Origin of the sequence: Peribacillus simplex (assembly GCF_900156045.1) — a bacterium.
GTDB classification, from domain to species: domain Bacteria; phylum Bacillota; class Bacilli; order Bacillales; family DSM-1321; genus Peribacillus; species Peribacillus simplex_D.
In genome coordinates, this window is record NZ_FTMX01000004.1 from 265,631 (window position 1) to 278,219 (window position 12,589).

Sequence of the window (12,589 nt, forward strand, 5' to 3'; positions counted from 1 at the left end):
TTATGCCATAAACAAACCTGACACTGCTGCGGTAAGCGAGATCATCGTCCGCCCAACTAAACAAGTTGACTGACGGATACGTCAATGAAGGAAATAATGATTCTTCCTACAACACAATCGCAATGAAAAATATTGCCTATAAACTGATAGAGGCAATTTTCTGTTCATGGTAAACCAATAGTTTAAATTCCGTTTTATTGGCCTGTAACTGTACCCTTAATTGATAAAAGGATGTGAAAAAATTGAACTACAAAAAGCTAGCAGAAGAAATCATTTACTTCGTGGGTGGAGAAGAAAATATAAAAAATGTCGTGCATTGTGCAACGCGATTACGATTTAACCTTCATGATAATAAGAAAGCGGGTAAAGAAAAACTAGAAAATTTAGATGGTGTGTTGAGTGTTGTTGTAAATAGCGGCCAATTTCAAGTAGTAATTGGAAGCAATGTATCTGAAGTTTTTAAAGAAATACAATCTGCTGTAAATATCGATGGTGAAGGAACTACAAGACCATCAAAGCAAAAAGTAAATATTATTGAAAAGGTTTTTGAAGTGATCTCAGGAAGTTTCTCGCCTTTACTTGGTGCGCTAGCTGGGGCAGGTATGCTGAGAGCATTAATAGCTCTTTTAACAATGACCGGTATCCTATCAACTGACAGCGGAACTTACACTATTCTATTAGCTGCCGGGAATGCGATTTTTTATTTCCTTCCCATTTTTCTAGGTATCACAATTTCTACAAAGCTTGACGCAAACCCTTATGTAGGTGGGATGATAGGAGCAACATTACTAGAGCCTAATTTCACTGGATTGTTAGAAAATCGTGGGGATATGACAGATTTCCTTGATATCCCTGTTGTTTTAATGGACTATTCTTCATCTGTGTTTCCAGCTTTTATCGCAATCACTATTTATGCTTTATTAAATAGATATCTTAAAAAAATCATTCATAAAGATTTGCAAATGTTTATGCTCCCTATGTTGGCTTTAATTATTATCGTGCCATTAACAACGATAGCATTTGGTCCTATTGGTGTATATATTGCTAATTCGATCGGAACTTTCATTAATTTCTTATATGCAGAAACTGGCGTAGTAACTGGTGCTATCTTGGGTGGAAGTTGGACCTTCCTTACCTTATTTGGAATACACACTGGATTCACACCTTTTATTCTTGAAAATGTAGCAATTGGAGGTGATCCGATTCTTGCATTGGTGTCTGCGTCTGTCTTTGCGCAAATCGGTTTAGCATTCGGTGTGTTCTTAAAAACGAAAGATAAGAAATTAAAAGCACTGGCTGGCTCAACATTGATGCCTGGACTATTTTCAGGAATTACGGAACCAATCCTTTACGGGTTAGCACTTCGGTATAAACGTGGACTTATTTATATAGCAATCGCCGGGATAATCGGTGGAGGTGTCAGTGGTTTACTTGGAGCAGTAGCCACTGCATATGCCTTTCCTTCTATGTTGAGTGTTCCTATATATTCTCCGTTAATTTCTTATGTTATTGCCATGTTTCTTGCATTTGCAGTTTCAGCCGGATTAACAATTGTTTTAGGTTTTGAAGATAAGAAAACAAAAGCAATGGACGAAAAGAAATTAGAGTCAGAACCATCATCTGAAAAACACGAAACGATATTGAGCCCATTATCTGGTTTAGTTAAACCGTTAAAGGAAGTCAATGACTCTGTATTTTCTTCCTATGCGATGGGAAGAGGTGTTGCAATAGAGCCGACTGAAGGGCGAGTTACCTCTCCTGTGAATGGTGTCGTGACGATGGTTTTTCCAACCTATCACGCAATTGGGATTCAATCGGATGAAGGGGGAGAAATATTAATTCATATTGGAATTAATACAGTTTCGTTACGAGGAGAACATTTCTCATCTGAGATTAAGCAAGGAGACCGAGTGACTCAAGGGCAACATTTAATTGATTTCAATGTCGAGAAAATCAAAGAAGCCGGCTATGAAGTAATTACACCGATTATCATAACCAATACAGATCATTATATTGATTTTATTGAACTGAAATCCGATACCGTTCAAGCAAAAGAAAGGTTGTTAACATTAGTCCCGAACTAGTTGTGATCATACATAGAGATGTGACTATGTCGTGGGACAAGCATTTAAATTGATTTCCTTAAAATAGCGGATAAATAGAACAATGCTAATCCTACAATTTCTGTTTAATTGTATTTTTCTTAAAGTAATACAAAGAAAATGAACTACCTACGTGAAAAGAATGAAGGAGGAAATATTAAATGAGTGAATTTAAAAAAACTGTCTTCCCAGCAGGTTTCTTATGGGGCGGAGCAACAGCGGCTAATCAATGTGAAGGTGCGTTTGATGTGGATGGTAAAGGGATATCTGTTGCTGATACAATGCCTCGGGGTAAGGATAGGTTTTCAATCATTGCTTCACCAGACTTTGATTGGGAGATAGATCAAAACAAATACTATTATCCAAACCATCTGGGTATTGATCATTATCATCGATTTAAAGAAGATCTTGCTTTATTTTCAGAAATGGGATTTAAAGCTTACAGGTTTTCAATTGCTTGGAGCCGAATTTTCCCAAAGGGTGATGAAGGAGAACCTAACGAGGCTGGACTGTCTTTCTATGAAGAATTGATCGATGAATGTTTAAAATACGGAATTGAGCCTGTGATAACAATTTCTCACTATGAAATGCCAGTTCATTTGGCAAAAGTTTATAGTGGCTGGAAAAACAGAGAGTTGGTTGGTTTTTTTGAAAATTATTCTAAAGTTGTCTTGAATCGGTTTGCCCATAAAGTGAAGTATTGGATGACATTTAACGAAATCAATTCGGCAATGGAATTTCCGGCTCTATCTCAAGGGCTGATTGCATCTTCTGGCGCTCAAGACTATACAAATCGTTTTCAAGCTTGGCATCATCAATTTGTTGCGAGTGCTTTAGTAGTAAAAATTGCACATGAGTTAAGAGAAGATATTCAAGTAGGGTGTATGCAGATTTATGCCCCGTTATATGCTTTTGATTCGAATCCTGTAAATCAGTTTGCTTCACAATTAAAGCAACGAGCTTTTGATTATTTTACGAGTGATGTCCAAGTTCGTGGATACTATCCAAGCTATTTTAATCAATTACTAAAAGAGTACGATGCAAAAGCTCCAGAAATTGAAGATGGAGATTTAGAGATTCTAAAAAATAATACGGTGGATTATATCGGATTCAGTTATTACATGAGCATGGCAATTAATGATTCAAATTCTGAAAAGAGCGATCCAACTTCTGAAAAGAGCGATCCAACTTCGGGAAATCTTATGCAAGGAGTTAAGAATCCATTCTTAGAATCCAGTGAGTGGGGATGGCAGGTTGATCCTTTAGGGTTGAGAATCTCGATGAATGATCTGTGGGATCGTTATCAAGTTCCCTTATTTATCGTTGAAAATGGCCTCGGTGCAAAAGATGAAATAGAGGATAATGGTGAAATTAACGATGATTATCGAATCGATTATTTGAAAAAACATATTATAGCGATGCACGAAGCTGTGGAAGATGGAGTTGATTTAATAGGATATACACCTTGGGGCTGTATTGACTTAGTAGCAGCTTCTACAGGAGAAATGAGCAAACGTTATGGTTTTATTTATGTGGATTTAGATGATTACGGAAATGGTTCTCTTGATCGTATAAAGAAAAAATCTTTTTATTGGTATAAGGATGTCATTGCTACAAATGGAGCAAAATTAGAATAAACGTCAATATGAATGATTAAAGGAAGTGGAACACTAATTTATGAAGAATTCTAATAGTTTATTTATATTTATCTTAGCAGTTGGTGTATTTGGTATTATCAATACCGAAATGGGCGTAATTGGTATACTCCCTGCCCTAGCGGATCACTTTGATGTCAGTGTCTCTACAGCTGGTTTAATGGTTAGTCTTTTTGCGCTAGCCATTGCCATTGCTGGTCCAACTCTACCATTAGTATTTTCACGTATAAATCGAAAAAAGGTCATGTTACTGGTATTAGCTATATTCATTATCGGTAATGTTATTTCCATTTTTACAACTAATTTTACAGTAGGATTGCTAGTTCGTGTTATACCAGCCTTCTTCCATCCTGTATATGTCTCTATTGCTTTATCAGTAGCTGCTGCCTCTGTTAGTGAAAGGGAGGCACCAAAAGCCATCTCTAAAGTATTTATAGGGGTTTCCGCAGGTATGGTTCTAGGTGTTCCTGTGGTAAGCTTTATTGCCAATACGATTTCACTTGAAATGGCGATGTCCTTTTTCGCTGTCGTAAATATTTTTACATTTATTGCGACTTTACTATTTGTACCTTCTATGCCTGTGCAGGAAAGACTTTCTTATGGTTCTCAGCTAAAAATTTTAACGCAGGGCATTACTTGGCTCTCTATTTTGGCAGTTCTTTTTTTAAACGCAGCCATTTTCGGTGTATATAGTTACCTAGCTGAATATTTAGATGTAGTAACGAATATGTCATTAAATATGATTAGTACCATGTTACTTGTCTACGGCTTAGCTAATATTATTGGGAATATTATCGCAGGCAGATTACTAACGGACCATCCAATTCGTTCTGTCACAATCTTTCCCATTGTATTAACTGCTATTTATATTATCTTTTTCTTTGTGCGAGAGCTTACTGTACCTACAGCTATTATTATTTTAGTTTGGGGGATGCTTGGAGGTATTGGTGCAAACATTAATCAATATTGGATTATGTCGTCTGCGCCCAAAGCTCCAGATTTCGCGAATGGGTTATTCTTAACTTCCGTTAACTTAGGTACAACTATCGGTGCTGGTGTAGCCGGAATCATTATCGCACAATTTGGCACAGAATATATTTTATTCGTAGGTGTACTTACATTAGTATTAGGTTTTATATGTATTTTACTTAGAAATTATATGTATAGACTTAAAACAAATCAACTAATAGAGAATGATTATTGACAAACACAGGTAGAAATTAACAATCTTTAATTAATAAAACCAATCTTAAAATCTACTGAAAAAGAATCCATTTTGATCAGTCTTTTTTCAAAATGGATTCTTTTTATTTATCGTAAAAGTCTGGATTGTGAGATGTTCTTTTTGATCGAATTTTATTTCAAAGCAATCGTGCTTATTCTAGAGGTGTAAGTTCTGAAAATCCTATATATCTGATAAAGAATTTACATAGGAGCATTCCTTCATCTGTTTCCCTAACTCTCGTTCAAGTTCTTTTAATTGTCTTGACAAGGATGGCTATGTACCATGCAAAAAATCAGTAGCACCCGTAATACTTATTTCTCTTGTAACCATAAGAAGATATCGCAATTCTCTAAAGTCCATATAACAGTACTCATTTATAATGTTTTAGTATATATCAAGATATGCTCATAAAGCATATCTTGATATGAGATATAAGCAATGGGATATATGTATATAACACGCTAGAATAAATTACAAAGGAGGTTATGTGATAGCTGCCACAGAAGAAAATCCTTTAATTATCCTAATTTGAAAGGGTGTTATTTAAAATGAAAAAAAAATCGATTATCATGCGTGTACTCACAATGATAGCAATGGGCTTGCTTTTGTTTGTGACCATCGTTGCAGCCAAGACCGACGTTGGCGCCGTCTCCAAGACTGTTGCATACACGCCGGACATGTCCAATGGAGCAGACAATTTTTACAAGAGCAACAAGGTAAACATGAAGAAGGTTTCTTTTGAAAATCAATACAAGATGAAAGTTGCAGGGAACCTTTTTATTCCCAAAGGTTTGAAGAAGAAAACCAAAAATCCCGCAATCATTGTCGGGCATCCTATGGGTGCAGTAAAGGAACAAAGTGCGAATCTGTATGCACAAAAAATGGCTGAAAAGGGATTCGTTACTTTGTCCTTGGATTTGTCTTTCTGGGGAGAGAGTGAGGGGCAGCCTCGCAACGCTGTCTCGCCAGATATCTATGCCGAGGATTTCAGTGCTGCGATGGATTTCCTAGGCACGCGGCCGTTTGTTGACAGGAATCGGATTGGGGTTCTCGGGATTTGCGGCAGCGGGAGCTTTGCCATCAGCGCAGCCAAGATTGATCCGCGGATGAAAGCCATTGCAACAGTCAGTATGTACGAAATGGGGGCAGCTAACCGTAACGGGCTTAAACACTCGCAGACTGTCGAGCAGAGAAAGAAGATTCTTGAAGAGGCAGCAGAGCAACGCTATGTGGAGTTCACAGGCGGTAAAACCAAATACACCAGTGGGACGGTACATGAACTAAATAAAAACTCTACCGAAATTGAGCGTGAGTTTTATGATTTCTACCGTACTCCAAGAGGTGAATACACCCCTAAAGGTCAGTCGCCGGCACTTACAACGCATCCTACGCTTACCAGCAACGTCAAATTTATGAATTTTTACCCATTCGAAGACATAGAGACGATATCTCCTCGTCCGATGCTTTTCATCGCGGGTGAAAATGCTCATTCTAAGGAGTTCAGCGAAGAAGCATACAGGCTAGCCGGCGAACCGAAGGAACTCTACATTGTTCCGGGCGCAGGTCATGTAGATCTGTACGACCGAGTGAATTTAATTCCCTTTGACAAGCTTGAGTCCTTCTTCAAAGAAAATCTGAAGAAAAAATAATGCTTGTGTTGGAAGATCATGAAGAGCTTTTTGTGCTAATGATACATTGAATGAAACCATGGTGTGAATTCCACATATCTTGTCGGGATTCACATTTTTTTGTCTAGAGTTCCATATTTGGAAATGATTCAACAGGAGCTTTCAAGCGTTCTTCACCACATATGAAATCTCAGTACGCTACTAAGATTTGAGAGGTATTGTATTAATTACCATGAGGTGCAACGACTAAGAAATTTGTTCCTTATTGTGCAAATTTCTTAGTCGTTGCTTCACCAATTCCATTGGATGCTCCCATAAATAACAACAATTTACTTGTTACATCTGAGACTGCACTTCGGAGTTTTTTTGCTTGGCGGATTTAACGAACAGAGAAGAAGTCAGTATGAAAGTAATCCCCTTACCATCTAAAGATAAAGATATCCATCTTGGATTAATTAATACAGCGAGAAGCCCAGTCACGATGAATTTACTAGACAAAAAACGAAACTTGAAGGAGGAAAACGGGATGAACAAACAATTAATCCATTCATTTGCATTGTTACTAGCCCTCGCCCTTACTGCTTGCAATAACAATGATATTGAAACAAAGGACAATGCTCGTCAAGAAGAGGGTTCCTCTGGGGCTAAGTCTGGGGAATACGCTGAGATTGGATCTGGTGCTAACCTTGTAAAATTCCCTGAAGACCTTGAAAAGGGGATCGTGTTTGCCACTTATGATCGAGGAGATATCCATGAAAACATCTATGTAAATAGTAGGGAAGCAATTGAAGCGGTGCGGAATGGAGAGGAGCTTCCGAGCGGCACCGTTATCACTCTGGAAGGATTTCGAGATGGAGAGATTGAGCATTATTTAGTGATGGAAAAGCGTACCGGCTGGGGTTCCAAATACTCGCCTGAAGAGCGTAATGGGGAATGGGAATACCAGCATTTCACACCTGACAGAGAAGTGGCTGAAGACAATATTGGCCGTTGCTTTTCCTGCCACGCAAACCAGGAAAGAGATGACTATATGAATTCGATGGATCAGATGAAAGAGTTTGATTTGGGAGAGATTTCACAAGCAAAAAGCAGCAGTTCAGAAACCCCACTCGCATCTATCCTTACAGAGCATTGGAAGGTTAGTGAAATAGCTGCTCATGTGAATTATTCTAAGGATGTAAATAAAGATAGTAATGTAATAGATGATGAGGAAAAAGCGAAAAAAATTCAGAACGTTCTTTTAAAGATGTATTTACAGCAATATAAAAGCTAATCAAGCATTAAATAGAAAGAGGAGAATATTTTGAATCGAAAGATGTTATTCAGGCTTATTAATGACCTTGTTATGACAGTTCTTATGTTAATAGCAATGGCTTACTATATTACCGGAAATAGGATTCATGAAGTCATTGGCGTTGTGGTCCTTGTATTATTTATCGTCCATAATTTTTTAAATCGACGTTGGTATAAAGCGATTCTAAAAGGAAAGCACACTTTTCGGCGTATTCTGCAAATCGGCCTCAATCTGCTTTTTCTAGTTGCAATGATTTTGATGATGATATGTGGAATACTAATATCCAGTGATATATTTCCCTTTATACCGATAACTAATGACATGACCTTCCGGCAATTACATGTTCAGACAGCCTATTGGGGATTTATCATCATGGCTGTACACATAGGATTATCATGGGGAATGATTATCAATTCAGTACGGAGGATGTCGAGAATCACCGATATTAGCCCTATTCGTACCATTACTTTACGTATTTTGGCGGTATTAATTGTTGCCTACGGGGTGCATTCCTCCTTTGAGGAAGAAATGGGTACTAAGCTATTCATTTACAACCCATTTGGTTGGTTCAATGATGATTCTACAATAAGGTTTTTAATTGACCACTTATCAATCATGGGAATCTATATTGCTGGGACACATTACGCTTTGAAATTTATTTCGAGGCAGGAACAAAAAGAGGCACCAAGAACTAGTGGAGGTTTAAAAGGATAGATATCAAATGAATATCTTGGATTGGGTTCAGGCATCAGTTCAATAGAAGAATATGATGGGAACAGATGTAGCTTTATTCATTATGCTGATGGTACTCACCCTTCGGTAGTATTGCTAATGAAATAAAGGGTATCATCATCAATAAACGTACAAAAAGAAGGAGCAAACAAGATGAAAAAACTGTTAGGTTTGGCTATCTTAGTAATGAGCTTTCTCCTCGCTGCTTGCAGCAGTAATGACAATAATTTATCTGAAACCGACAGAAGTCATAATGCAAGTGACAAATCAAACCGTGCACAAGAAGAACCAACAGAAGATAGCCTTTCAGATATAAGAATAAAATTATCGTTTAAAAAGGAGGAAGTACTTGTTAGAATGTACGATAATCCAGCAAGTAGGGATTTTTTAACTCAATTGCCGTTAACGGTAACATTTGAAGATTACGTAGGTAAAGAGAAAATTAGTATTTTACAGAAAAGATTATCAGCAGATAATGAGCAATCCCGAAACCAACCAACAAAAGGAGACTTTGCTTATTTTTCACCTTGGGGAAATTTGGCTATTTTTTATAAAGGTCTTGAAGATTCTACAAGTGATCTTATTATATTAGGTCAGATTGAATCAGGAAAAGAAAATCTTGAAAATATTCAAAGTGATTTTACAGTTTCAATTGAAAAAGTTGACTAATTGATAGAGAATAAGATAGCTCCTTATATAACTCACTATTTTACTAAGAAACTATGCATTCCTCTATACAACAATTTTTTAGAGAAGGTATTCATTCCAACAATCTATAACAGTTTTCTAACCATTATTGATTTATCATCCATGTTCCATATCATTGACTGAATTACCGGTGATACCATAAAATGCCGAAAAAAGATAGTATCCGTCAAGCTGCGATTACATTAAATGAGCGGTATGGAAGATTAGTCGTATTGAATAATAATGCTGGCGTTTATTTGGATAAAACTGAAAAGTTATTGAATATGAACCTTCCATTATAGAAAAAACTATGGCAACTAATTTCTTTGGGGTTTACCATGTGGTATTTAATATTATTGGGAATAAGCCTATTCGAGAACGACTCTCGAGTAGGCTTATTTATTTTTAAAAAAAAGCCTTTACTTATGGTATGGTTCACGTAGTGCATCTAAATGATTTTTTTATTTTTCCGTTATCAAACTATCAATTGAACAATTTTTGTTTGATACCCTTTTGGTTATTTTTCGGAGGTGTAAGCTCTTTGGGAATTAGGGATGTATACGTTTCCCCGTCGAGTCTTTCAGCTAACTCTTTTTTAGCATGAACAAGTAATTCTGGGTTTTCAAGAGCCGAAATAGCGGTACATGCCATTGCTTTTCCAGCTAATAACATGGCATCATGGGCGTAGCTTTCTTTACCTTGTGCGACAGCCTGCCAAGTATGAAATGGTGTTCCAAATGCCCAGGTGGAAGTAACGCATTGTGCTGTTGGAACATTCCAGCTAACGTCGGCAACATCTGTAGACCCACCCATAAATGTTTCTTTTTCAGAAAAAGGAACGATAAAGTCGGCAATAGGTCGTTCTGCTAATTGAGAAGCTCCTTGTTTCCCAACTTGTAAAGCTGCCGCACGCTTCTCCTCGTCAGTTAACGATTCATAGATTGTTTTTGCATAGTTTATATCCTGTTCAGTAGCAAGAGGAGCTCCTATTTCCTGCATATATTGGTGCATCACTTTTTCAAGGGTCATATTAGGAATTAAATTATGGCAGGAACCTTGAATTTCGAAATCAACTTTCGTTTGCGTCATAAGTGCCGCACCGCGGGAACAGTTAACTACCCTGTCATAAAGCTCTTTTACTTGATCTGGTTTCGGTGCACGGATTAAGTAAGTCACTTCCGCCTCAGCCTGAACAACGTTTGGAGCCAATCCTCCTGTATTGGTTACAGCATAATGAATCCGGGCTTCATCAATCATGTGTTCTCTCAAATAATTGACTCCAATGTTCATAAGTTCGACTGCATCTAATGCACTTCTTCCTAAATGTGGTGATGCAGCGGCATGGGCACTTCTCCCTTTAAATTTAAAGTGTGCATGGATTACCGCATTGGCAGTGGAGTTCATGACAGCATTCATTGTTGAAGGATGCCATGAGAAAGCAGCATCAACATCTTTAAAAAGACCGTCTCTTGCCATAAAGGTTTTCCCGTATCCACTTTCTTCTGCTGGACAGCCAAAATATTGTACTGTTCCAACTAGCTTATTTTCCATCAAATAATCCTTAACCGCAATGGCTGCCGCTAAGGAACCCACTCCCAGCAAATTATGGCCACAGCCATGGCCATTTCCATTTTTAATAAGGGGCTCAGATTTACTGCTGCGTGCTTGTTGGCTTAGTCCTGCCAAGGCATCATATTCCCCGAGAATCGCAATGACCGGATGACCAGATCCATATGAGGCAATAAAACCGGTTTCAAGACTAGCTATTCCCTTTTTTACAGCAAACCCTTCCTTTTCCATTGCTTCGCTAAGCAGATCAGCCGAATGGAATTCCTCAAATCTAGTTTCTGCAAACTCCCATATTTGATCACTTAGCTGTGTAAACAAGGTGCGTTTATTATCTATTAAATTTGTAATTTTTTCTGATAGAGTAGTCAATTTTCCCATCTCCTAAATTGCATTTTTTTTGAAAGAAGGAACCTCTTTTTTAGAGCGAATTAAAAATAAAGATCCTGCACATAATAGCGCAAACATAATCAGCATCATAAAAGCAACTGTATAAGAGCCGTCAAAAGCATCGACTAAAAATCCTATTAACATCGGAGTCAGAACACCAGCGAATTGGGCACCGGTATTAATGAACCCATTTGCAGTACCTACAACCTCTTCAGATAGCATTTTTAATGGAGCTGAAATGATCAGAATAATATTAAACGACATGAATACAGTAACAACACTTTGATAGACAGCAAACATTGCTATATTTGGCGCATAAGCCATTAAATATAGAAAGACCGCCGTTAATACTGCAAATACAGCTGCAATTACCTTATCTTTCCCTTCAGGTAATTTATCCAAAATATAGCCGCTTACAATCATTGCAATAATTCCTGCAAACGCTGGAATAGCTGAAATATACCCGACCGATGTTAAGTCGAGATGGCGTTCCGCCACTAAATACGTTGGCATCCACGCCATTAATCCCCATTGAACTGCGTAAATGGCAAAATAGGCAATGAACAAATTCCAGATAATCGGAGTTTTTATAACTTCTCTTAAAGGCGCTTTATTTTTGGAGGGGTTTTCACTTTTTCCTACAGTTGAATCATTCCGCTTTTATGAAAAATACATAGAGGAAGGCAAATATAATACCAATGGCACCCGCAATATAAAAGATGGTTCTCCAACCGATAGTTTGCATGGATTGTGTACCAATTATTGGTGTTATTACACCCATAATCGTCCCAGAAGTTAGCATGAAGGACATGGCACGGCTACGTTCATTTTGTGGAAACCAACTCGCAATACCTTTTGACGCAGATGGAAAAAAGCTGCCTTCCCCAAGTCCAAAAAGAAATCGAATGAGGATCAAGGACATGAAGGACCACGCCATTCCTGACAAAATCGTGAAAACGGACCAAGCAAAAACAGCCATGATAATGATTTTTCGGAAACCAAACCGATCTGCGAGCCACCCACCGGGAATTTGCATTAAGGCATAACCTGCAAAAAAGCTGCTTAAAACAATTCCAGTCTGGGAGGCACTTAAATGTAGATCCTCTGAAATGCCTAAAATCGCATAATTCATAAAAAATCGATCAAAGTTTCCAATTGACCATCCTAAAAATAGCAAGATGATAATGACATACTTCCAGTTCTGCGACAATTTAGATACCATATAATTCCTCCTAGCAAAATTAGTAGAATTCTGTATCATTATAAAAAATTCTGACTATTCAAACAATGTGTGATTCTATATAATAATT

At 37.6% G+C, this 12,589-nt stretch carries 9 protein-coding genes and 1 pseudogene; 8 read left to right on the forward strand and 2 right to left on the reverse strand.

The features are described 5' to 3' along the window. Positions 1-242: 242 nt before the first annotated feature. From BW986_RS15560 to BW986_RS30270, 8 genes are all read left to right on the forward strand, one after another. Positions 243-2,084 carry a beta-glucoside-specific PTS transporter subunit IIABC gene (locus tag BW986_RS15560; RefSeq protein ID WP_076368778.1) on the forward strand — a complete coding sequence of 614 codons (1,842 nt, stop codon included), beginning with the start codon at positions 243-245 and terminating at the stop codon, positions 2,082-2,084. A 179-nt stretch (positions 2,085-2,263) separates the two neighbouring features. Then, the gene (locus BW986_RS15565) at positions 2,264-3,739 is read left to right on the forward strand and encodes a glycoside hydrolase family 1 protein (protein ID WP_076368779.1); all 1,476 of its coding nucleotides are present in this window, start codon (positions 2,264-2,266) and stop codon (positions 3,737-3,739) included. Between the two features lie 40 nt (positions 3,740-3,779). Further along, the gene (locus BW986_RS15570) at positions 3,780-4,961 is read left to right on the forward strand and encodes an MFS transporter (RefSeq protein ID WP_076368780.1); all 1,182 of its coding nucleotides are present in this window, start codon (positions 3,780-3,782) and stop codon (positions 4,959-4,961) included. A 569-nt stretch (positions 4,962-5,530) separates the two neighbouring features. Next, positions 5,531-6,631 (forward strand): alpha/beta hydrolase, encoded by a 1,101-nt coding sequence (locus BW986_RS15575; RefSeq protein ID WP_076368781.1) that lies wholly within the window; start codon positions 5,531-5,533, stop codon positions 6,629-6,631. Positions 6,632-7,136: 505 nt separating this feature from the next. Further along, positions 7,137-7,883 (forward strand): cytochrome P460 family protein, encoded by a 747-nt coding sequence (locus BW986_RS15580; RefSeq protein ID WP_179086086.1) that lies wholly within the window; start codon positions 7,137-7,139, stop codon positions 7,881-7,883. Between the two features lie 30 nt (positions 7,884-7,913). Next, complete coding sequence (locus BW986_RS15585) at positions 7,914-8,618, forward strand: DUF4405 domain-containing protein (protein ID WP_076368783.1); 705 nt, start codon at positions 7,914-7,916, stop codon at positions 8,616-8,618. Between the two features lie 171 nt (positions 8,619-8,789). Next, complete coding sequence (locus BW986_RS15590; protein ID WP_076368784.1) at positions 8,790-9,305, forward strand: cyclophilin-like fold protein; 516 nt, start codon at positions 8,790-8,792, stop codon at positions 9,303-9,305. 182 nt (positions 9,306-9,487) lie between these two features. Beyond that, entirely contained in the window at positions 9,488-9,625 is a 138-nt protein-coding gene (locus BW986_RS30270) for a hypothetical protein (RefSeq protein ID WP_179086087.1), read from the forward strand. 181 nt (positions 9,626-9,806) lie between these two features. On the opposite strand, the gene BW986_RS15595 is transcribed toward BW986_RS30270, so the two are convergent. After that, on the reverse strand, positions 9,807-11,261 hold the full coding sequence (locus BW986_RS15595; protein ID WP_260320867.1) for a M20 family metallopeptidase: 1,455 nt from the start codon (positions 11,259-11,261) through the stop codon (positions 9,807-9,809). 12 nt (positions 11,262-11,273) lie between these two features. Continuing rightward, positions 11,274-12,501, reverse strand: a pseudogene (locus BW986_RS31245) (MFS transporter). Positions 12,502-12,589: the final 88 nt, after the last annotated feature.